Here is a 20,140-nt window from a genome sequence, read left to right on the forward strand (position 1 = left end):
ACGAACAGCTTTACTGCAACGGGAACAGCAAGTCGTTAACACCGACGCTCAAAAGCAAAAGCGCCGACCTGTAAAAACAGATCGGCGCTTCAAAAATATCATATAAAATCTGTGCCTTATTGGAACAGCGACAGAATAACCTGTGGCGACTGGTTAGCAATCGACAGCGCCTGTGCTCCCAGTTGCTGCTGAACCTGCAGAGCTTGAAGGCGTGCGCTTTCCTTGGCCAGGTCAGCATCCACCATATTGCCGACGCCGACTTCCAGCGAGTCCATCAGCTTGCCGACAAACACATTGTGTTTTTCGATCTGCTTGGATTGCGCACCCAACTCGGCCAGACGCTCACTGGATGTGGCCAGCGCTGCTTCTACAGCCGTGAGCGCCGCAGCAGGATCCGCCTCCAGATCAAGTCCAGTCAAAGTCAGACCCGCCAGTGTCAGGTTTTGCGGGTTCAGAGAAATAGTTTCTTGCGCATCGGCACTTGCCAGAAAATCCAGAGGAGCCGCCTCGGATCCATCCAGAATATTCTTGCCGTCAAAAGTGGCATTCTTGGCAAACGAATCCAGCGACAACAAAAGCGACTGGAACTCGTCATTGTACGCCTTCTTGGTGGCGTCCGAAGCCGACGGATCGGCAGCAGCGACGGCCTTATTTCGCAACTCCACAATGATGTCGGAAATTTCGGCACCCGCCGCCAGAGACACGTCGGCGATCGAGGTTGCCCGGTTCAGGCTGGATTTCACAGAGTCCAGCGACGACATATCTGCACGCTGGTTTTGGGCAATGGCCCACGTCGCAGCGTTATCCTTCGCTCCCTGCACCTTCAGGCCCGTATTGATACGGCTCTGCGTGGCTGCAAGCTTGGAATTGGTCTTGTTCAAATTCTGCAATGCAATGAGTGCAGAGCTATTGGTATGAACGCTGGTGGTCATGGCTTTATCGCCCCCGGACTTTCTGTACGGGTCCACTATTAACCATGAGTCGTGATCGTATGGTTAACGTATAAAAAACCATAAAATCGCCGCCCGGTGCATTTTCCGGGGGCGTTATAAATATCTGAACATCAGACTGAAGACGTAACGGGATACAGCGCGCTACATCAGCTATTCAGATCAGACAGACGTGCTCACCACGCCACCTTGGCGATAGGCCGGATCGGTAATCAGTTTTTCCACTTCCTCGCGAGGAAGCTGACGGATAACCTCGCCTGTGACACGGTCCATTACCTTGTAGACAAAGCGATTTTGCCCCACTGCCTCGATCACAAGCCTCTGGTTGGCATCATCGTTACCGTCCAAGGCAGATTGCAGCTTGGCAGGTGGCATCTCGATATTTGCAGCGTCCGGCGTCACATTCGCCACGGCTGAAATAGAAGAAATCGGGTCAGACATTCCAATTGAGCGCCTTTCTGGCGCACCCTTCTGCATTCAAGGTATGGAGCGGGCTGAAATAGCCCGCTCCTTTCCCGGATTAGCGGAACAGGCCCAGCAGCATCGAGCTGGACGAGTTGGCGATCGACAGAGCCTGCACACCCAACTGTTGCTTGGTTTGCAGAGCCGTCAGACGAGCACTTTCCTTTGCCAGATCGGCATCCACGAGGTTGCCTACACCGGTTTCCAGCGAGTCCTGCATCTTGCCGACAAAGGTCAGCTGACGATCCAGAGACTTCGACTTGGTACCGAAGTCGGCCAGAATCGTGGTGAAGGCATTGATAGCCGAGTCCACATTGGCGGCCGTACGGTTGGCCTTGTCAGCCGTAGCCAGATCGAAGCCGGTACCTGCCAGCGGGTTGGTATCCGCAGCAGCGATAGCCTTCAGGGTGAATTTGTTGCCGGTCGAGCCGGTGTTCGTGGTCACCTCTACGGCTGCAGCATTAGCCTTGAACAGGTTCACGCCATCGAAGGTCGCGCCACCAAGAGCAGCGGTGATTTCGTTGGTGATCGCCGTGAAATCGGCATGCAGCTTGGTCTGGGTGTCGCCCGTTGCCGGTGCGTCCTGAATAGCCACAGCCAGGCTCTTCAGTTCGGTCAGAGCGTCAACGACAGTTTCACCGGCAGCCAGAGCCACATCGACGATCGACTGACCGCGTTGCAGCGACTGTTTGACGGCGTCCTGAGCGCCCATTTCCGCACGTTGCGAGGTCGCAATGGCAAAGATGGCACCGTTATCCTTGGCCGACGAAACCTTCAGGCCCGTATTCACACGGTTCTGGGTGGTTTCCAGCGCACGGTTGGTGCTGTTCAGGGTTTGCAGGGCGACAAGCGCACCGCGGTTGGTGTTGATCGAGTTGGCCATTCTGGCCTCCTATCTTCTGTCAAACACTGCCGTTTTGGCAGCAGGAGCATTTTGCTCCGTAGTGATGGTCGAGGTGATCAGGATCGGGAAAGGGGCTTTCGCCCCCTTCCCTCGCCTAAATATTAGCGGAACAGACCCAGCAGCATCGAGCTGGACGAGTTGGCGATCGACAGAGCCTGCACACCCAGCTGTTGCTTGGTTTGCAGAGCCGTCAGACGAGCGCTTTCCTTGGCCAGATCGGCATCCACGAGGTTGCCGACACCGGTTTCCAGCGAGTCCTGCATCTTGCCTACGAAGGTCAGTTGACGATCCAGAGACTTGGACTTGGTACCGAGATCGGCCAGAACCGTGGTGAAGGCATTGATAGCGGAATCGACGTTTGCAGCCGTCCGGTTTGCGACCGTGCCCAGGTCGGCAGCGCCGCCCGTGATCGGGTTCACAACCGTGCCATCACCCAGTTCGAACTTACCGCCCGAGGTGTTTGTGGACACTTCGGTTGCCGTCGCCGAGGTGAACAGGTTCACACCGTCAAAGGTCGCGCCATTAACCGCACTGGTGATTTCACTGACAATTGCGGTGAAATCGGCATTCAGCTTGGCAGCCGTGTCACCGGCCGGGTCAGCATCCTGAATAGCCACAGCCAAGCTCTTCAGTTCGGTCAGAGCGTCAACGACAGTCTCACCGGCAGCCAGGGCCACATCGACGATCGACTGACCGCGTTGCAGCGACTGTTTGACGGCGTCCTGAGCGCCCATTTCCGCACGTTGCGAGGTCGCAATAGCGAAAATGGCACCGTTATCCTTGGCCGACGAAACCTTCAGACCCGTATTCACACGGTTCTGGGTGGTTTCCAGCGCACGGTTGGTGTTGTTCAGGGTTTGCAGAGCGACAAGTGCACCGCGGTTGGTGTTGATCGAGTTGGCCATTCTGGCCTCCTTATCTACATATAATCACTGCCTTTTTGGCAGCGGGAGTCTTTGACACCGAGGTTTACTTAAAGAGGTGATCAGGGTCGGGAGAGCCGCTATCGCGCCCCTCCCTCACCTACGTGTTAGCGAAACAGGCCCAGCAGGATGCTGCTGGACGAGTTGGCAATCGACAGAGCCTGCACACCCAGCTGCTGCTTGGTTTGCAGAGCCGTCAGACGGGCGCTTTCCTTGGCCAGATCGGCATCCACAAGGTTGCCGACGCCGGTTTCCAGCGCGTCCTGAAGTTTGCCGACAAAGGTGGCCTGACGATCCAGCGATTTAGACTTGGTGCCGAGATCGGCCAGAACCGTGGTGAAACCGTTCAGAGCCGTATCAACATTGGCCGCCGTATAGGCCGTACGTTTGGCAGCAGCCGTACCCGCAGCCGCCCACGCGCCGGTTGCCGGAGTCGCCGTACCGCCAAAAGCCAGTCCGGTCGCGGCTGCGGCATCGGCAGCGGCTTTCAGAGTGAATTTACCACCCGAAGTATTGGTGGAAACTTCAATCAAGGTGCCGGTTTTAAACAGGTTCACACCGTCAAAGGTCGCACCGGCCAAAGCCGAGTGCACTTCCTTGGCGATAGCATCAAAGTCTGCCATCAGCTTGGTTTCGGTGTCAGAACCGGCCACCGAATCCTGAATAGCCACAGCCAGACTTTTCAGTTCGGTCAGACCGTCAACGACAGTTTCACCGGCAGCCAGAGCCACATCGACGATCGATTGACCGCGTTGCAGCGACTGTTTGACGGCGTCCTGAGCGCCCATTTCCGCACGTTGCGAGGTCGCAATAGCGAAGATGGCACCATTGTCCTTGGCCGAGGAAACCTTCAGGCCCGTATTCACACGGTTCTGAGTGGTTTCCAGCGCACGGTTGGTGGCATTCAGGGTTTGCAGAGCGACGAGCGCACCGCGGTTGGTATTGATCGAATTGGCCATTCTGGCCTCCTACATCCACATTGTGTGACTACTGCCATTTTTGGCAGCGCGAGCCTTTTGCTCATGTAAAACGCGATACTGGTACTAAACCGAGTGAGCCATGCTGGCTTAAGGGTGCTTATTTCGACTGAATAAACACCCCTAGCGAGACCTTAACGGAACAGGCTCAGAACGATGGAGCTGGACTGGTTGGCGATGGACAGAGCCTGCACACCCAGCTGTTGCTTGGTTTGAAGCGCGGTCAGGCGGGCGCTTTCCTTGGCCAGATCGGCATCAACCAGATTGCCGATACCGGTTTCCAGCGAATCCTGCAGCTTGCCCACAAAGGTCAGCTGGCGATCCAGCGACTTGGACTTGGTGCCCAGATCAGCCAGAACCGTAGTGAAATTGTTGATGGCACGCTCGACGTTGGCGGCAGTGCGGGTCGCTACAGTGTCAAAGTTAAAGGCCGTCGCATCGGCCGTAATGGTCGGATCGATCGAGCCATCCGCTGCCGTCGCGCCCGAGGCTGTGCCAGCGGCGGCTTTAAGGGTGAATTTGCCACCCGACGTATTGGTAGAAACCTCGATTGCCGTGGCATTGGCATCAAAAAGGTTCACACCGTCAAAAGTCGCTCCGGTCAGTGACGAACGGATTTCCGAAACCAGAGCCGTAAAATCGGCATTCAGTTTGTTTGCCGTGTCCGAACCAGCCACCGCATCCTGAATGGCCACAGCCAAGCTCTTCATTTCGGTCAGGGCATCAACGACCGTCTCACCCGCTGCCAAGGCCACATCGACGATCGACTGACCGCGCTGAAGCGACTGCTTCACGGCGTCTTGCGCACCCATTTCAGCGCGCTGCGAGGTAGCAATGGCGAAAATCGCACCGTTGTCCTTGGCCGAGGATACCTTCAGGCCCGTATTCACACGGTTCTGGGTCGTCTCAAGCGCACGGTTGGTAGCATTGAGGTTCTGGAGCGCAATAAGCGCACCACGGTTGGTGTTAACCGAATTGGCCATTCTGGCCTCCTGATGTTTCACTTCGTGAAGGCCGTCGCCTTTTTGGCAACGGGAGCATTTTGCTCAAGCTTCATCGAAGCAAGAGTCGCACCAGAAATCCAGAGGAAATCGGCACGAGTAAAACATCACTATTTCAATGTGTTCTGATTATACCATCGGCAAATATTGCCTAGTGATAGACGGTATATTTTGCCTAGCCGGTATTTCCTACCGACATCCCAAACAAACTCTCACCTTAAAAACGGAAAGAGGGGGCGGCGCACCGCCCCCTTTGGCCCAAGACCATTCCAGTCTGTATCAGCCGCCTTTCGCGTTTAGCCGCGGAAGAGGCTGAGCAGGATGGAGCTGGACTGGTTCGCAATGCCCAAGGCCTGCACACCCAGCTGTTGCTTGGTTTGCAGAGCCGTCAGCTTTGCGCTCTCCTTGGCGAGGTCTGCATCCACCAGATTACCGATGCCGGTTTCCAGAGAGTCCTGGAGCTTGTCGACAAAGGTCGCCTGACGACCCAGAGACTTCGACTTGGTGCCGATGTCCGCCATGGTCGTGGTAAACGAGGTGATCGCCGCCTCAACATTAGCCACCGAATAGTCGGTCAATGCCGAAGGCGTTGCGCCTGCAGTATTGCCCGCCTTGGCATTCCACGCACCGGTTGCGGCATCGAATTGGCCTGCGCCAGCGCCAGCGGCGCTACCGAATGCCAGACCGTCTGCCGCAGCGGCTGCACCATCGGCCTTCAGCTCGAACGTATTGTTCGCGCTGCCGGTGTTAACAGTGACAGCCAGACCGCCGGTTTGACCCAGTTTGAAGACGTTCGCACCATCAAAGGTCGCGCCAGCCAGAGACGTGTGAATTTCCTTCACGATCGCCTCGAAGTCAGCCACGAGCTTTTTGCCGCTCTCGCCCAGACCGGTCACAGCACCACCTGCGTCGTACTCTTTCGGAGCATCTTGAATCGCCACAGCTAGACTCTTCAGCTCGGTCAGGGCCTCGATCACGGTTTCACCGGCCGACATAGCAACGTCCAGAATAGACTGGCCGCGCTGGATCGACTGACGAACCGCGTCCTGAGCACCCATTTCAGCACGCTGAGAGGTCGCGATGGCGAAAATAGCCCCGTTGTCCTTCGCAGTGGCAACCTTCAAGCCAGTGTTCACGCGGTTTTGCGTGGTTTCCAGATGACGGTTGGTCGCGTTGAGGTTTTGCAGCGCAATCAGAGCGCCACGGTTGGTGTTGATCGAGTTGGCCATTTTGGCTGTCCTTGCTCACTTTGTGATGGCCAGCGCCATTTTAGCGCCGGGAGTCTTCTACTCAGCCAAACTTGCAGCAATCATCGAGCCAGTTATCGGTGTTATTTTATTTGCACAAAGCACTGATTATCATAAACTAAATATATAATTATGCAGCTCAACTTTTCCCCCGTCTGGACAGGGGAAAAACCTGCCCGGCAAGACTTACCGCCTCGTATTTTCCCTTAGTCCCCTCTCGCGTTTCAAAGTTTCAACTGCCAGAGCACGGGCGGCATCACAGGCCATTAGCTGTTGCCCGCGTCGCATATAGGCCACCTCCAGCGCCGCCAGATTGGCTTCACCCTCAAGCCTTGCCAGATCGCATGGCCTTTCAACCTCCGGCGGCAGGGCCAGAACGGGCATCACAACCCCCAAGCTGGCGGGCCTGCTCACACACCCACCGGTCATGCTCATCAAGACGCTGATAACGAGCATCGCCCAAAGGTGTTTTAGCATCCTCCTGCCCCCTTGCTTCTTCTATGAACTTGTTTGTGAACGCTTCTGCGGCTCTTTGCTGTGCCTGAAGATCACGTTGGCGGATGATGATTTCCTGCTGGGCCAACTGCTGCCTGTGTCGCAGATCCGCTTCGACACGCCCGATGGCTGCGGCCTGTTCGGCACGATCCAGACGCCTCGCCCGCCCACCAAATGGATCGACAAGGATGGCCAGAATGACCAGAATCGTCACCCCTAAAGCCGCCCCCCAAGCCAAAGACGTAAGCAGCCGCCACCCCGCCGCTGGAAGTACCGTCATGGATAGGTCTTCCAGCACAGTTCGAAATGCGGCCCGTCGCGCAGGCGCGGCCAGTCACCGCCCCACACTAGCGGCACGTCCAGATCAGCAGCCGCTTGTTTGAAAGCCTCCGCAATGCGCGGATAAAGCGGCCAGTCCCAGCGCACTGTTCCGCCAATCCATGCCGCCACATCCACGGCATGGCCTGTCAGGTGGCGACTGTTGAGGGTACGACTGGCCCCCGCCTTGACCAGTTCGGCCTGTCGCGCCGGTTTCCGCAAGCCTTCGGTGATGGTGAAATCGACGGGGGTGATCGCAATCGCTCCCTCGATCACCCGCACCAGATCGGGATGCAGCCCCGTCATCCGAGTGCGCGAACGCGCCGACAGACGAAAGCTCATGCCTCGCCTCGCGCACGTCCACGCGCCAGATTGACCACCTGCTGCGCCGACGGTGCCACCAGATAAAGCAGCCCCAACAGGGCCACCAATCCCATCAAACCGTCCGCCAGATAGCGCAACTGTTCAGGCGGCGCACGATGCACCACCTCGCGCAGCAAGACCCAAAGCAGCAAGGTAGCCAGATAGACATACATCCGGCGCCAGAACCAGCGTCCCTCGGCCAGTTCAGCGGATTTAGGCGTTTGTTCTTTCCTCATATTTCATCCCCTTCATCAGAAAATCCTCCGGTCGTGCTGCGCCAGTCCACGCCGATTTCATCAAGGCATTCGTCGGCGCTCAAACGCTCGGGCGAGGTCCAGATTTCGGCATCCGGCAACAGGTCGTCCCAAGTGGTGTCCAGTCCATAGTCAGGCTGCATGGCTCACCCCGTGAACGTCAGACGCACGAGGCCCGCCGCCCCTGCGCCACCCGCACCGCCAGTGCCGGTTCCAGCACCGCCGCCACCGCCGCCCGCGCCATAAAGACCTGCCGCACCGCCCGCATGGCCAACACCTCCGGCATTGGCTCCACCGCCCCCACCACCGCCGCCCAGCCAGCCGAGATTGGCCAGTGACGGTGACTGCCCGTTCCAACCGCCATACTGAGAACCGACACCGGCCACGGCCTGTACGCCGCACGGATGGCCGGTGCCGCCATCACCGCCAAAGGTCGCCGCATTGGCTGCACTCAAGCCACCGCCCGCGCCACCACCGCCCGCACTATGGGGCACAGAAACCCCACCCGGTTTTCCACCGCTGGCAGCTCCATCCAGCCCCTGCCCGCCAGCACCACCCGCGTTCAGAGCCCCGCCGCGCCCACCTTCGGCCAGAGCGATCACATGACCATAGGTCGCCACCGATGAGGCCACGCCATGACTGCCCGAGGCACGACCGCCGCCGCCCACCACCACGTCCAACTGTCCCAGATGTTCAGCGGGCCACGCCGCGTGGCTGATGCCGCCCGCGCCGCCACCACCGCCGCCGTGGCGGACAGTCCCCGCGTTACCGCCCTGCCCCGCAGCCCCTGCTCCACCGCCACCGACACAGACCGCTTCCACCCAGCGTGCCCATGACGGCACGGCGACATTGCCCGACGCGGTCAGGATGGTAGTTTCACGCCGCACTGCCCCCACCGAAAACCACATCCGGCCTGTCGATCGGTCCACTCGCAGGGCATCGTGCCAGTGGCTGCCGTCCGGGCTGACCTTGAAGCGCAGGTCGTCATCGCCCATCAGGCCGATCTCGGCGCATCCCTGCCAGCCGCTCTGGAACAGCACCGAGGCCGTATGGCTGGCGTCTTGTTTATTGAAGACAAAGCGCAGATCGCCGTCACCGCCATCTTCATCGGGACGTGCTGCCCACAGGGCCTTGTTGATGCGGGCACTAAAGGGATTACCGGCATCCGGTGTCGCGCCCACGCCCACGCGCTCCAGCGTCAGGGTGCCACCCAGCGTCTGCGCCAGAGAGGTCCACGCCCCGCCCATGCGGACCAGCGACACACCTTCGTCCAGCACCACCAGACCCATGCCCTGCGTCGGCACTACCGGCACCCAGCCGCCCACATCGGCACGCACCAGATCGCCCTCGGCAAATCCGGCCCAGCCGCCGGACGGTGCCGGCCCGAGCAGATAAAGCGCACCCGTTGGCGGTTCTGTTGGCGGTACCGACAGCTTGCGGCTGACCACCGCCGTCTGCACAAGGGCATCCAGACGGGTGAAGGCCTCGTTCACCGTCACATGTTTTTGCAGCTGGCCCGACACCACATAGGGCAGGCCCAACCGCGCACTATCATCGCTCATCACGATCTCCGAACTATTGTCGAAGACCAGTCTTGGCCAAACCACCGCTAGGGCTTGCAGTCTGGCGCGAAAGGCACCCAATCCCTTATTTTTAAAGGCATTGCATTGTCCGGTTAGGATACCTTTCCGCGTTCAACCGGCACACTTGGCGCACCCGCCGCTTTCCGATATCGCTGTCGAATGCCGCGCCAAAGCTCCCTGATCCGCATCGCTCTGAACCTTCTGGCCATGGCGGTGACGCTGGCTCCGCTGGGGCTGGCCGTGGCGTCATTGATCCAGTCCGATCACCGCTGGCCGGACCTTGCCAACCAGTTCGTTGCGCCTGCCTTCTTGGCCAGCATCGCGTGGTTACTGTTCCTGCTGGTGCTACGCCTACGACCTGCCGCCCTCATGGCCGCACTGGCCTCTGGCCTGCTGTTCCTGGCCGTCTGGCCCCAGTGGTTCCCGCCGCGCATTGCGTCCGATCCGGCTTCGGAAACCATCACCGTCTATTCGGCCAATGTCTGGGCGCGAAACACCGATGTTGAGGCCATGGCCCGTTCGATAGCCGAGGCTAAGGCCGACATTATTCTGCTGGTCGAGGTTGGCGATGCCCCCGCCGCCGAACTGGATACACTGCTGCCGGATCACCCGTATCGGGTGGTATCGATTGTCGGCAACCGCACCGTGGCACCGGCCCGCGCCTTGGTTGCCAGTCGCTGGCCGCTAATACCGCTCAAGGAAAATGTTGAGGACCAGTTGTTCTCGGCCGCCGCCCGCGTGGAAACACCACTCGGCGAAATCGGCGTCATGTCCGCGCACCTGACCCGCCCGTGGCCCTATCAATATCAATGGGCGCAGATCAACCAGACCACCGACATGGCCGTCGAGCGCCGCCGATTGGGCGACGCCGCCATCATTGCCGGTGATTTCAACGCCGTCTCGTCCGGTCGCATTGGCCGTCAGGTCAAGGACAGTATGGGCCTGATCCCTACCCCCGCGCCCGCCTATACCGGTACATGGCCCGCAAAACTTCCTGCCTTCCTCGGCATCAGCATCGATCAGGTCTGGTACAGCCCCGAACTGGCGCTGGTGGATCGTCGTCTGGGGCTGGAAAACGGCTCGGACCACCGTCCGGTGATTACCCGTTTTCGTGCGCCTGCACCTGATCAATAGCCGCCTGTAAGCGGGCCGCATGGCCATCAGCGGGAAAATCGTCCGCAATCCACGACTGCTCGAACGCCTTTAAAACCTTGCCCGTCATCGGCCCCGGCTTGAAGCCTGCCTGCGCCAGATCACGCCCGCCCACCGGCATGGACGGGATGCGCCAGTCCTGCGCCATCTGTCGCAAGGCCTGCATGTTCTGCGGCGCAATCCCCGCCGCCTCGGCCCGATAGGTGCGATCCACAAAGGCCGTCAAACCATCGCGCCACACCATGGCGCGGGCCTGTTGCTCGCTCATATCTGCATCCAGCAACACAGCAGATTCTACCATCCGGTACCGCTGGGCATTGGACAGGCGCAGGCGTCTGGCATCCTCGGCCAAGCCCTCTGCCGACAACGGCAACAGGGCCACAAGGCGCAGCACCGGATCAGGCGTAATCGCCACCATGGCCGCAAACGATGCGCGATCCGCACGCGGCAGGATCACGCTTAAAACCCCTGCCTCGTCCATAGCGTTGACGGCCGCCACCGGATCAGGTGCCGCCAGCAGTTTCAGCAGTTCTTTGGACACCCGCTCCGCCGACAGCGTCGCGACGCCCTCGGCCAGTTTGCGACACGCCGCATGCCCCTCGGCATCCACCGCCCCGCGCCCGTACCACGCCCAAAAGCGATAGAACCGCAGGATACGCAGATAGTCCTCGCGGATGCGTTGTTCCGGCTCGCCCACAAACACGATGCGGCGCTGCTCGGCATCCGAAAGACCGCTACCGGTCGGATCGAACAGCTCGCCACGGCCATTGGCATAGAGCGCGTTCAGACGAAAATCGCGCCGTGCGGCATCCTCGGCCCAGTCGCGGGTAAAGGCCACCACGGCTCGGCGCCCGTCCGTCTCGACATCACGGCGCAGGCTGGTGATCTCGAACGGTTGGCTGTTTACGACGGCGGTAATGGTGCCATGCTCGATCCCTGTCGGCACAGCGCGGATTTTAGCCGTCTTGAGCGCCGCCAGAACCTGTTGCGGCTCCAACTGCGTGGCAATGTCCACATCATCGACAGGCACATCCAGCAGGGCATTACGCACACAGCCGCCGACATAGCGCGCACAGTCCGGCCCACCCGCTGCTTCCAACGCCGCCATCACCGCCTTGGAAGCTTCGGCCTCCAGCCATGGCTGGCCTTTCAGACTTGGCGCGCTCACGCCACCTTGTCCTCATACAGGCGCGCGCACAGGCGGCGTAAAATGCCCGCCGTCACGCCCCAGATATAATGCTCGCGATAGGGCATGGCCCAAAACCAGCGGCGGGGCTGGCCATCACGGTCGTAATAGTCGCGACGATGGTTGACCGGATCCATCAAAAACGCCCACGGAGCCTCGAACACCTCGGCCACCTCGGCGGGGGATGGTTTCAAAACAGGCTCGGCCTTCAGCCAGCCCACCACAGGCGTTACCGCAAAGCCGGTACCGGTTTCATAACCATCACCCACGCCCAGCACCTCGACCAGTTCCGGGTCCAGCCCCACCTCTTCCCATGCCTCGCGCAGAGCCGCCTCGACCGCTGTCTCGCCCGCATCCAGCCGCCCGCCCGGAAAAGCAATCTGGCCGGTATGACTGGCCAGCGAATCCGAACGGCGCGTCATCAGCACGGTCGGCCCGTCCTCGCGTTCCAGAATAGCGATCAACACCGCCGCCGGTCGCAAGGGCCGATCCGGGCGTTCCATTTGGGCATTCAAATCAAAATCGGAATGTAGCGGTGGCTGATTCAGCCGCCATTCGGACGGGGCCATCAGATGTTGTTTCAGACGGCGTTTCAGGCTCTCGCACTGGGTCGCAACCACCGATGCAGGCATCACCGCATTATCGATCACAGGGTTGCCACTCACAGGCCTGCCCCTTCCGGCCCCAGAGCAAAGCTCTTGTTCTGCGAAGTTACAGCCAGACACCCGTCCACCTCGTGCGCCATCTCGACCAGTTCATAAAAGACGGGTCGCACAATACGCGCCCACAAATCCGCGCGGATATGGATACGCGGCGCAGGCTCTCCCGTCTGCGGATCGGTTTCGACAACCAGCTCGTGATCCGCGCCAGCCACCGCTTCGTCGCCCTGATCTGTCACGAAAACCAGCGCCCCGTTTTCATGCCGCATCGACACAGCTCTAAACGGCAGGTCTTCAACCCTGATCTTTAGCTTCTCGACCGGTGTGACAAGATGATAGCCGTCAGCATCTTTGCGCAAAATGGTCGAGAACAATCGCACCAGCTCAGGTCGGCCAATCGGCGTGCCCTCATGCATCCAGACGCCATCGGCACGGATCAGGATATCGATATCGCCGCAATGCTCGGGGTGCCACAGATGCACGGGCGGCAAACCCCGACCGGGTGCCTGTTTTGTGGCTTCGATCACAGATTGTAGTGACGGTGTCGGTTTGTCCTGATGCGCAGTTGAATTGTCCATGCTGTGAATATGGGCGGCATCGCCTCATATTTGAAGCTTGGATTTAGGCGACAGGCCTGACTGCGCCATCCGGCGAAACTTCGGTCAGCGGCAACCACATGACACGCTGCTTGTTCACCGGTCCCGAGAACACGGCATCGGGTGCCGCAACAAAGCCGAAACGCTCGAAATAGGGAGGATCGCCAATCAGCAGAATCCCGTCCAGCCCCAGCGCCTTGGCTTCCTCGATGCATTGCTGCACCAACAAACCGCCCAAGCCGGTGCTGCGCTTGGTTTTACGCACCGCGATCGGACCAAGAAATGCGCCGCGCGCCGCGCCCGAAGTCACACTCCACAAACGCACCGAGCCCAAAAGCTCTGCGCCATCATAGACTGTGAACCCCGCCAGAATGGCCGATTTTTCGCGCACGCGCTCGGCCGTCTTCGCAAATCGCCCCGGACCAAAGGCGGACATGACGAGGGCATCAACAGCCGTCGCGTCAGAAGCCTGCTCGCGCTGGATCACCACCGGAACGGCGGTCTGGGCAGAGGATACGGACGCGAGCACTGATGTCATGTGCGGCGCACTAGAACCAAGCGCCACACGAATCAATCGGCAATTGATCGCATGGCGGCGCGAAAACGCTAACCGCCACGCTATCTTGTGGGTTATCGCCCGCCTTAGAAGCTCGGCTTGCGTTTTTGCATGAAGGCCGAGAAGGCTTCGACGGCCTCGGGGCTACGCATCTGTGCCGAGAAGATTTCCCCTTCGCGCAGCATCAGCTCCCACATCGCCCCCGCATCGCGCATCAGACCCTTGGTCTGACGGATGGCATTGGGCGCACGCTCGGCCAGACGCAGTGCCAGCTCAACGGCCACCGTATCCACCACACTGGCATGAACGGCGCGGTTGGCCAGACCCCAGTCGCAGGCCTGCGAGCCATCAATTGGCTCACCCAAAGCAAACAGCTCGAACGCACGCGCATGCCCCAGCACGCGCGGCAACAACAGGGTCGAAGCCGCTTCCGGCACCAGAGCCAGATTGATGAACGGTGCCGACAGTTGCGCGTCCTTAGCTACCACAACCATGTCACAGTGCAGCAGCATGGTCAGACCCACACCGACCGCGCGACCACGCACCGCCGCCACCAGCGGCTTGTCCAGATCGGCCAGCGCCTTGAGGAAGCGGAACACGTCGCTGTCGGTCAGGCTGCCTTCGCCCTGACCCAGTTGCATAAAGTCGGCAATGTCGTTCCCAGCCGAGAAATTATCGCCATTGGCCCCGATCATGACCACACGGACGCTGTCATCTGTGCGGGCCCCGACCAGCGCCTCGGTCATGGCCAGATACATGGCCTGGGTGATGGCGTTCTTCTTGTCGGCACGGTCCATCACGATGTGAAGGACGCTGTCTTCTACATAGGTTTTAACAAACTCGGTCATTGTGTTCCCTCCACAGCGGACCACCATTCAACGCCATTTTCATCGGTTTCACGAACCGCTCGGCTCTGCCCTTCCAGATAGTTCAGGTGTGCCAGAGATTCTGCGGTCGCCATACCCAAAAGCTCGGGACCGATCTGTCTGGCAAACAAGGCCCCGAACACATCAATCGTTCTGCATTTCTGTTGCAGCGAGCGCATCAAACGCTTCAAGCCCACCTCGTGCCCGCGCAGCAGGGTATCCAGCCGCGTCGTCACGCCATAGAACGGCTCTCCGTGCGATGGCAGCACAAGAAGACCGGACGGCAGACGCTCTTTCAGCGCCGCCAGAGACAGCAGCCAGTCCTTGAGCGGATCACCATTGGGCTCGGTATCCCATACGCCGATATTGGACGAGATTTTCGGCAAGATCTGGTCACCGGCGATGAACACGTCATCGTCCTTGCGCCACAGGCAAACATGTTCGGGGCTATGCCCCTCTCCGATCACCACCGTCCACTCGCGGCCACCGATCGTCAGAACCTCGCCTTCCTGCAGGCGGGTAAACTGTGGCGGGATTGGCGAGATGCTGCGGCTGAAACGACCAAAACCTTTTTTCCAACGCGCAATGGCTTCATCGTCCCACCCCTGACGACGGAAGAATGTCTCCGCTTCGGCTGTAGGGCCGAGCGCATCCTCGCCCACATACATGCGGGCACACACATATTCGAGGCGCGACATCAGCAAGGGCGCGCCTGTCTTTTCATACAACCATCCCGCCGCCCCGATATGGTCGGGGTGAAGGTGCGTGACAATCAGGCGATGAACCGGCCTGCCCTGCAAAGGGCCAGCCATGATTTTTTCCCATGCATCGTGCGTTGTCGGCGTGTTCAAGCCGGTATCCACCAGAACCCAGCCGTCACCATCGGCAATCGCATAGACATTGATATGGTCCAGCGCGATCGGCATGGCGATGCGCATCCACAATACGCCGTCCGCGACCGTCACCGCCTCTCCGTGCAGGGGCAAGGCGGGCTGAGGATAGGTCAATCCCCGCTCGGTCCGCTCCAGCGATATGGGTGCGCCGCCCGCCAAGGTCCGTCTCCAATCAAAACTTGCCTATCGACTTGTCAGAATTTGCGCCTCGGGTCCAGTCTTCGCCGATTTCTGATCTTGACCACACCACTGTGGAGCGCCAAGGCTCTGGCAACATTACAGAGGCGAGGAACAACCCAGTGACCCACCGTACCAAATCACACGCCATGTGCGTTGCCGCCGCTATGGCCCTGATGACCCTCTCGCCAGTGTCGGCGTTTGCCTATTCTGGCCAAACTGCTCATCCGGAAGATCGCGTTGTCACTGACCAAAACCAATCGAACCGAGCACCACGTGGCCGCGTTTCAGGTCGCCAGAACCGCAACCAACAGCAACAACAACCAGTTGCACCGGCCCTGCCGACGCCCGAGGAAAACCTCGCCGCTGCCCAGCAACTGTTTGCTGCCAATAGCGTACCCTGCCAGATGACCGAGGCCAATCTGCGCGGTCAGACCCCTGACACACGCAGCATGTACGAAGTCGTCTGCGCCAATGGTTTCGGTTATCTTTCGCTGACCGGTCTGGCCGCCAGCACCGACGAAGCCGGTCAACCCAAGCCCGCTATCGAACCCATCTTCATCGAGTGCATCGAGGCACAGGTCACCCACGACCGCGCCGTAGCGGCCTCGGCCGAAGCCGCACCGCCGCCGAAATGCGATCTGCCTGCCAACCAGAACTTCATCCAGATCTTTGCAGCCATGTCTGCAGAGGCCGGTATTGCCTGCACCGTGGACCAAGGCACGATTGTCGGCCGCAAGGGCAAGACTTCGGTCTATGAAATCGGTTGCGACGGAGCCGATGGCTATCGCATCAATCGTGCTGGCGAAGGCTGGGAAGTGGCTTCCTGCCTCGAACTGGCCAATGCCAATGTAAGCTGTGACTTCACCACCAAGCCGGAACAATTGGCCACGGTGAAGACCTGGCTCGCCGCCAACGAGAAAACCGCTGCCTGCGACATCAACAATGTCCGCTATATGGGTTCCAACCCGAACGGCTCCTTCTATGAAGCGGCTTGTAACGGAGCCGAAGGCTTCATCACCCGCCTCGATGCCGCCAAGGCCATCCAGGAAGTCTATCCGTGCTCGGAAGCCGAAAAGATCGGCGACGGCTGCAAGCTGACGGCTGCTGCTCCGCAGAACAACACCTCTCCGGCTGCATAACCCACGGTTCGCTTACGTCACCCAAAGCGCCGTCGGGGATCACCCCGGCGGCGTTTTCTTTTTGCCCTCTATCGGACAGGCCGCTGACGGCCTAATCTCGAGCTTATGCGTATAGCCACCTGGAACGTGAACTCGGTCAATGCCCGCCTGCCTACCGTGCTGGCGTGGCTTGAATCCGCTCAACCCGATGTCGCCTGTTTTCAGGAGATCAAATGCGTCGACGAGAAATTCCCGCGCGAGGCCTTTGAAAGCCTTGGCTATAATGTCGAGACGTATGGGCAGAAGAGCTATAACGGCGTTGCGCTGCTGTCCAAATTCCCGATGTCGGATATCGTGCGCGGCTTGCCCGGTGACGAAAGCGACGAACAGGCCCGTTATATCGAGGCCCTAATCGAAGCTCCTAAACCTGTGCGCGTGGCCTCGATCTACCTGCCGAACGGCAACCCGATCGATACCGAGAAATTCCCCTACAAGCTGAACTGGTTTCAACGTCTGCACGACCACGCCAAAGGGCTTTTGTCCTATGAGGAGCCGCTGGCCTTATGCGGTGACTATAACTGCATCCTGACACCGGAAGATGCCGCCAAGCCCGATGAATGGGTCAATGACGCCCTGTTTCAGCCGGAAACTCGCGCCGCTCTGAACGCGCTGAAATGGCTGGGCTTCAGTGATGCCCATGACCTCGGCAAGGAGGCCAAGGGCACCTACACCTTCTGGGACTATCAAGCAGGGGCATGGCAACGGAACAATGGTATCCGTATTGATTACGCCCTACTCTCCTCCCAAGCAGCCGACCGGTTCCGGGCTATTGAAACCCACCGTGACGCTCGCGATATGGAAAAGCCTAGTGACCATGTGCCTGTGGTCGTGGACCTTGATCTGGAGGGATGAGCCATGGAGGAGACGTTCAGGGCCATATTACTGGTCGCCCTGATCGCCGCCTTTGCAACCACGACCTTCCTGTTTCTATCGTGGTGGATGGAATCCGAGCGGCGACTGCGCAGAGCTATGAAGTCTGCCCTTACAGGAGGGCCGGACATGCACGCTGTCGCCCCTTCCGAAGGCAAGGCCGCCGGGCTTGATCTGGACAACAAACAACTGGCCGTCCTGTGGAATCGCGGGGCAATCGGTCTGGTATTCGACTTCGAAGAAATCGAAGGGGCAGAAGTTATTGTGGATGGTCATGTGGTCGGACGCGTTCGTCGCCATCTGGGCCGCAAGGATCTGGAAATCTTGGTCGATGATGCCGATAGCGTCATTTTGCGCCTGATGTTCCGTGATGCACATTGTCCCGAGTTCGAAGTCAGTCTTTGGCGGGCCAACTGGTCCGCACCCTTACCCGATACCGCCCCAGCGGGGCAGATGGTGTCCGGTCCACGCCAGACAGGGTCAGCTAATGAAGGGTTACGTTTAGCCCGTCGCTGGTTGGCCCATATTCAAGCGGCCGTCGCGGCATAACTGCCCTTCACCCGCCATACACGCACCGCTAGAAATAGCGGTAAAATCTCAACGACTATTATCAATGGAGCCCAAAGTGGCCCGATTGTTCGACGCTTACATCATCGCCAAATGGACCGCCGCCGAGGGTAAAAAACTCGGGGACCAGACACTGTGGATTGGCGTTGCCAAGCGCGATGTTCGCTTCCGCCTCTACACAGAGACCCACAATGTCGCCACGCGCGCAGAAGGCGAGGCTCTGCTGGAGCATCTGCTGACCGAACACCGCAAGCGCGGTGACCGTGTAATGCTGGGTCTGGATTTTGATTTCGGCTTCCCGGCCGGTACCTCGGCCCTGCTCAAGCTGGAAGGACGCCCGTGGGAGGCTATGGGCAAGTTCCTGTCCGCCAATATCGTGGACAAGGCCGATAACACCAATAACCGTTATCAGGTCGCCGCCAAGATGAACCGCCTAATGACGGACCAGCCGTGGCCATTCTGGGGTGCGCCCGCGTCTCAGGCCCAGCGTTGGCTGACCTCGACCAAGCCGCCTGAAGATGCCGGTGTCGATATTCCCGAATTCCGTCTGACCGAAGAGGCTGGCCTCAAGAAAAAACTGCCCGCCAAGAGCGTGTGGCAAATGCACGGTGCCGGTGCCATCGGCGGCCTGACGCTGGTGGGTGTGCCCATGCTGCGTCGCCTGATAGACAAGCTGGGCACGTCCGCTGCCATCTGGCCGTTTGGCACGGGCTGGCGTGAACTTGGCGAAGAAGACTTGGCACCGCTCTCGACCCTCGTGGTCGAGGTCCTGCCCGCCATGTTCAAGGCCACCCGTCTGGAAAACGCCGACGGCGTGAAGGAATACAAGACCCAGTCCGAAGTCCGAACGGCCGCCGAAGCCTTTGCCGTGATGGATGACGAGGGCCAACTGCAAAAAGCCTTTGCTCCTCCGGCCAAGACCTCGGCCAAGACTATCGACAAGGTCGAAAACGAAGAAGGCTGGATCCTCGGGATCAACTAACAAAAAAGGGGGCCAACCGGCCCCCTTTTCCATATCTGCCAACAACAGGCTCATTCAGCCCAATAGGGCGTGCGCTTGTCGAGGAAGGCCTTTACGCCCTCCTGCCCTTCCTTGGACACACGCGCCCGCGCAATGCGCTTGGCTGTGTCTTCGAGAAGGCGCTGGTCAATTTCCTGGCCTGCAACATCATTCACCAGACGCTTGGCATCGCCCATAGCGCCCGGCGCATTGGCGCTGAGGCTGTCGACCACCATCGAGATGAACTCGTCCAGATGTTCGGACGGCACAACCATGTCGATCAGACCGGCATGGGCGGCATAGTCGGCATCAAAGATATTGGCCGTCAGGAACAACTGACGCGCACGACGCGCACCAATCGCCTCGATGACATAGGGGGCGATGGTTGCCGGAATGAGGCCCAGCTTCACTTCCGAGAAGGCAAAGCGGGCATCGTCCACGGCCACAGCCATGTCGCAGGCAGCCACAAGGCCCGCACCGCCGCCCATGGCTGCCCCTTCGACCAGAGCCACGGTCAGGGCCGGCACTTCGTGCAGCGCCTTGAGCATCTTGGCCAGACCCATGGCGTCTTCGCGGTTCTCGCCTTCCGACCAGTCAGCCGCATCGCGCATCCAGCCCAGATCGGCACCGGCACAGAAGGTGCCACCCGCACCACGAATAAAGACCACACGCACATGGTCCGCCCCGTGCAGGGTCTCGAAGGCTTCGTACAGGCCCGCAATCACCTCGGCATTGAAGGCGTTCTTTTTCTGCGGGCGGTTGATAGTGATGAACACCACACCCGACGGCAGGCTTTCGATCAGCACCAGATCGGTATCCGCATCCGGCGCGGCTTCGGCGACCAGAGGCTGGGCGATACGGTTGATTTCGGCGGCCTCGGCATCGGTGATGTCGAGGGCGTTCAGGTCTTCTTCGCTGGGAAGATCGTTGGACGGATCGTGGGGGTCTGACATGAATCAA

The 20,140-nt window shown here is 59.7% G+C and carries 25 protein-coding genes; 6 read left to right on the plus strand and 19 right to left on the minus strand.

The window, feature by feature from the left end:
• Positions 1-116 precede the first annotated feature (116 nt).
• From WEU32_RS09445 to WEU32_RS09480, 8 genes are all read right to left on the minus strand, one after another.
• Positions 117-932 (minus strand): flagellin, encoded by an 816-nt coding sequence (locus WEU32_RS09445; protein WP_312136670.1) that lies wholly within the window; start codon positions 930-932, stop codon positions 117-119.
• Between the two features lie 180 nt (positions 933-1,112).
• A complete protein-coding gene (locus WEU32_RS09450) occupies positions 1,113-1,391 on the minus strand; it encodes a flagellar protein FlaG (RefSeq protein ID WP_312136668.1) in 279 nt (92 codons plus the stop codon).
• Positions 1,392-1,470: 79 nt separating this feature from the next.
• Entirely contained in the window at positions 1,471-2,295 is an 825-nt protein-coding gene (locus WEU32_RS09455; RefSeq protein ID WP_312136666.1) for a flagellin, read from the minus strand.
• Between the two features lie 122 nt (positions 2,296-2,417).
• Positions 2,418-3,221 carry a flagellin gene (locus tag WEU32_RS09460; protein WP_312136664.1) on the minus strand — a complete coding sequence of 268 codons (804 nt, stop codon included), beginning with the start codon at positions 3,219-3,221 and terminating at the stop codon, positions 2,418-2,420.
• Between the two features lie 125 nt (positions 3,222-3,346).
• Positions 3,347-4,198: a flagellin gene (locus WEU32_RS09465; protein ID WP_312136662.1), complete on the minus strand. Its 852-nt coding sequence runs from the start codon at positions 4,196-4,198 to the stop codon at positions 3,347-3,349.
• A gap of 152 nt (positions 4,199-4,350) precedes the next feature.
• Complete coding sequence (locus tag WEU32_RS09470; protein WP_312812620.1) at positions 4,351-5,199, minus strand: flagellin; 849 nt, start codon at positions 5,197-5,199, stop codon at positions 4,351-4,353.
• Between the two features lie 314 nt (positions 5,200-5,513).
• On the minus strand, positions 5,514-6,446 hold the full coding sequence (locus WEU32_RS09475; protein ID WP_312136659.1) for a flagellin: 933 nt from the start codon (positions 6,444-6,446) through the stop codon (positions 5,514-5,516).
• Between the two features lie 204 nt (positions 6,447-6,650).
• A complete protein-coding gene (locus WEU32_RS09480) occupies positions 6,651-6,848 on the minus strand; it encodes a hypothetical protein (protein ID WP_312136657.1) in 198 nt (65 codons plus the stop codon).
• A gap of 169 nt (positions 6,849-7,017) precedes the next feature.
• Between WEU32_RS09480 and WEU32_RS09485 the strand changes: the two genes are divergently transcribed.
• Positions 7,018-7,179, plus strand: coding sequence for a hypothetical protein (locus WEU32_RS09485; protein ID WP_406851718.1), 162 nt, complete (start codon positions 7,018-7,020; stop codon positions 7,177-7,179).
• A gap of 56 nt (positions 7,180-7,235) precedes the next feature.
• Here WEU32_RS09485 and WEU32_RS09490 read toward each other — a convergent pair whose 3' ends face one another.
• The 4 genes from WEU32_RS09490 to WEU32_RS09505 are packed head-to-tail and all read right to left on the minus strand — an operon-like array spanning position 7,236 to position 9,456.
• A complete protein-coding gene (locus WEU32_RS09490) occupies positions 7,236-7,619 on the minus strand; it encodes a M15 family metallopeptidase (RefSeq protein WP_406851719.1) in 384 nt (127 codons plus the stop codon).
• A complete protein-coding gene (locus tag WEU32_RS09495) occupies positions 7,616-7,876 on the minus strand; it encodes a hypothetical protein (protein WP_406851720.1) in 261 nt (86 codons plus the stop codon). Before WEU32_RS09495 ends, WEU32_RS09490 begins: the two co-directional genes overlap by 4 nt.
• Complete coding sequence (locus WEU32_RS09500; RefSeq protein WP_406851721.1) at positions 7,873-8,037, minus strand: hypothetical protein; 165 nt, start codon at positions 8,035-8,037, stop codon at positions 7,873-7,875. The genes WEU32_RS09495 and WEU32_RS09500 overlap by 4 nt, the downstream gene beginning before the upstream one ends.
• 3 nt (positions 8,038-8,040) lie before the next feature.
• The gene (locus tag WEU32_RS09505) at positions 8,041-9,456 is read right to left on the minus strand and encodes a DUF2793 domain-containing protein (RefSeq protein WP_406851722.1); all 1,416 of its coding nucleotides are present in this window, start codon (positions 9,454-9,456) and stop codon (positions 8,041-8,043) included.
• A gap of 180 nt (positions 9,457-9,636) precedes the next feature.
• Here WEU32_RS09505 and WEU32_RS09510 point away from each other — a divergent pair, with 180 nt between their 5' ends.
• A complete protein-coding gene (locus tag WEU32_RS09510) occupies positions 9,637-10,611 on the plus strand; it encodes an endonuclease/exonuclease/phosphatase family protein (protein ID WP_406851723.1) in 975 nt (324 codons plus the stop codon).
• Here WEU32_RS09510 and WEU32_RS09515 read toward each other — a convergent pair.
• From WEU32_RS09515 to WEU32_RS09540, 6 genes are all read right to left on the minus strand, one after another.
• The gene (locus WEU32_RS09515) at positions 10,577-11,797 is read right to left on the minus strand and encodes a CCA tRNA nucleotidyltransferase (protein WP_406851724.1); all 1,221 of its coding nucleotides are present in this window, start codon (positions 11,795-11,797) and stop codon (positions 10,577-10,579) included. The genes WEU32_RS09510 and WEU32_RS09515 overlap by 35 nt on opposite strands.
• On the minus strand, positions 11,794-12,480 hold the full coding sequence (locus WEU32_RS09520) for a CoA pyrophosphatase (RefSeq protein ID WP_406851725.1): 687 nt from the start codon (positions 12,478-12,480) through the stop codon (positions 11,794-11,796). Before WEU32_RS09520 ends, WEU32_RS09515 begins: the two co-directional genes overlap by 4 nt.
• Entirely contained in the window at positions 12,477-13,052 is a 576-nt protein-coding gene (locus tag WEU32_RS09525; RefSeq protein WP_406851726.1) for a DUF1285 domain-containing protein, read from the minus strand. The genes WEU32_RS09520 and WEU32_RS09525 overlap by 4 nt, the downstream gene beginning before the upstream one ends.
• A gap of 43 nt (positions 13,053-13,095) precedes the next feature.
• Positions 13,096-13,608 (minus strand): GNAT family N-acetyltransferase, encoded by a 513-nt coding sequence (locus WEU32_RS09530; RefSeq protein WP_406851727.1) that lies wholly within the window; start codon positions 13,606-13,608, stop codon positions 13,096-13,098.
• A 104-nt stretch (positions 13,609-13,712) separates the two neighbouring features.
• A complete protein-coding gene (locus tag WEU32_RS09535) occupies positions 13,713-14,474 on the minus strand; it encodes an enoyl-CoA hydratase (RefSeq protein ID WP_406851728.1) in 762 nt (253 codons plus the stop codon).
• Positions 14,471-15,544 carry an MBL fold metallo-hydrolase gene (locus tag WEU32_RS09540; protein ID WP_406851729.1) on the minus strand — a complete coding sequence of 358 codons (1,074 nt, stop codon included), beginning with the start codon at positions 15,542-15,544 and terminating at the stop codon, positions 14,471-14,473. Before WEU32_RS09540 ends, WEU32_RS09535 begins: the two co-directional genes overlap by 4 nt.
• Before the next feature lie 140 nt (positions 15,545-15,684).
• Here WEU32_RS09540 and WEU32_RS09545 point away from each other — a divergent pair, with 140 nt between their 5' ends.
• The 4 genes from WEU32_RS09545 (at position 15,685) to WEU32_RS09560 (ending at position 19,162) form a co-directional block, all read left to right on the plus strand.
• Positions 15,685-16,704: a hypothetical protein gene (locus WEU32_RS09545; protein ID WP_406851730.1), complete on the plus strand. Its 1,020-nt coding sequence runs from the start codon at positions 15,685-15,687 to the stop codon at positions 16,702-16,704.
• Between the two features lie 105 nt (positions 16,705-16,809).
• Entirely contained in the window at positions 16,810-17,595 is a 786-nt protein-coding gene (gene xth / locus WEU32_RS09550; protein ID WP_312136641.1) for an exodeoxyribonuclease III, read from the plus strand.
• A gap of 3 nt (positions 17,596-17,598) precedes the next feature.
• Positions 17,599-18,162 (plus strand): hypothetical protein, encoded by a 564-nt coding sequence (locus WEU32_RS09555; protein WP_406851731.1) that lies wholly within the window; start codon positions 17,599-17,601, stop codon positions 18,160-18,162.
• 76 nt (positions 18,163-18,238) lie between these two features.
• Positions 18,239-19,162: a cobalamin biosynthesis protein CbiG gene (locus tag WEU32_RS09560; RefSeq protein WP_406851732.1), complete on the plus strand. Its 924-nt coding sequence runs from the start codon at positions 18,239-18,241 to the stop codon at positions 19,160-19,162.
• A 50-nt stretch (positions 19,163-19,212) separates the two neighbouring features.
• Here the strand turns inward: WEU32_RS09560 and WEU32_RS09565 are convergent, their stop codons facing one another.
• The gene (locus tag WEU32_RS09565) at positions 19,213-20,133 is read right to left on the minus strand and encodes an enoyl-CoA hydratase-related protein (protein WP_406851733.1); all 921 of its coding nucleotides are present in this window, start codon (positions 20,131-20,133) and stop codon (positions 19,213-19,215) included.
• Between the last annotated feature and the right edge of the window lie 7 nt (positions 20,134-20,140).

Origin of the sequence: Brevundimonas sp. BH3, from assembly GCF_045345115.1 — a bacterium.
Taxonomy (GTDB): domain Bacteria; phylum Pseudomonadota; class Alphaproteobacteria; order Caulobacterales; family Caulobacteraceae; genus Brevundimonas.

Excerpts from the sequence above, each read along its gene's own strand:
- WEU32_RS09490 (WP_406851719.1), bottom strand. The coding sequence starts at position 7,619 with ATGAGCTTTCGTCTGTCGGCGCGTTCGCGCACTCGGATGACGGGGCTG.
- WEU32_RS09535 (WP_406851728.1), bottom strand. The coding sequence starts at position 14,474 with ATGACCGAGTTTGTTAAAACCTATGTAGAAGACAGCGTCCTTCACATC.
- WEU32_RS09450 (WP_312136668.1), bottom strand. The coding sequence starts at position 1,391 with ATGTCTGACCCGATTTCTTCTATTTCAGCCGTGGCGAATGTGACGCCG.
- WEU32_RS09470 (WP_312812620.1), bottom strand. The coding sequence starts at position 5,199 with ATGGCCAATTCGGTTAACACCAACCGTGGTGCGCTTATTGCGCTCCAG.
- WEU32_RS09525 (WP_406851726.1), bottom strand. The coding sequence starts at position 13,052 with ATGGACAATTCAACTGCGCATCAGGACAAACCGACACCGTCACTACAA.
- WEU32_RS09475 (WP_312136659.1), bottom strand. The coding sequence starts at position 6,446 with ATGGCCAACTCGATCAACACCAACCGTGGCGCTCTGATTGCGCTGCAA.
- WEU32_RS09455 (WP_312136666.1), bottom strand. The coding sequence starts at position 2,295 with ATGGCCAACTCGATCAACACCAACCGCGGTGCGCTTGTCGCCCTGCAA.
- WEU32_RS09500 (WP_406851721.1), bottom strand. The coding sequence starts at position 8,037 with ATGCAGCCTGACTATGGACTGGACACCACTTGGGACGACCTGTTGCCG.
- xth (WP_312136641.1), top strand. The coding sequence starts at position 16,810 with ATGCGTATAGCCACCTGGAACGTGAACTCGGTCAATGCCCGCCTGCCT.
- WEU32_RS09445 (WP_312136670.1), bottom strand. The coding sequence starts at position 932 with ATGACCACCAGCGTTCATACCAATAGCTCTGCACTCATTGCATTGCAG.
- WEU32_RS09565 (WP_406851733.1), bottom strand. The coding sequence starts at position 20,133 with ATGTCAGACCCCCACGATCCGTCCAACGATCTTCCCAGCGAAGAAGAC.
- WEU32_RS09530 (WP_406851727.1), bottom strand. The coding sequence starts at position 13,608 with ATGACATCAGTGCTCGCGTCCGTATCCTCTGCCCAGACCGCCGTTCCG.
- WEU32_RS09465 (WP_312136662.1), bottom strand. The coding sequence starts at position 4,198 with ATGGCCAATTCGATCAATACCAACCGCGGTGCGCTCGTCGCTCTGCAA.
- WEU32_RS09495 (WP_406851720.1), bottom strand. The coding sequence starts at position 7,876 with ATGAGGAAAGAACAAACGCCTAAATCCGCTGAACTGGCCGAGGGACGC.
- WEU32_RS09460 (WP_312136664.1), bottom strand. The coding sequence starts at position 3,221 with ATGGCCAACTCGATCAACACCAACCGCGGTGCACTTGTCGCTCTGCAA.
- WEU32_RS09505 (WP_406851722.1), bottom strand. The coding sequence starts at position 9,456 with ATGAGCGATGATAGTGCGCGGTTGGGCCTGCCCTATGTGGTGTCGGGC.
- WEU32_RS09480 (WP_312136657.1), bottom strand. The coding sequence starts at position 6,848 with ATGCCCGTTCTGGCCCTGCCGCCGGAGGTTGAAAGGCCATGCGATCTG.
- WEU32_RS09555 (WP_406851731.1), top strand. The coding sequence starts at position 17,599 with ATGGAGGAGACGTTCAGGGCCATATTACTGGTCGCCCTGATCGCCGCC.
- WEU32_RS09510 (WP_406851723.1), top strand. The coding sequence starts at position 9,637 with ATGCCGCGCCAAAGCTCCCTGATCCGCATCGCTCTGAACCTTCTGGCC.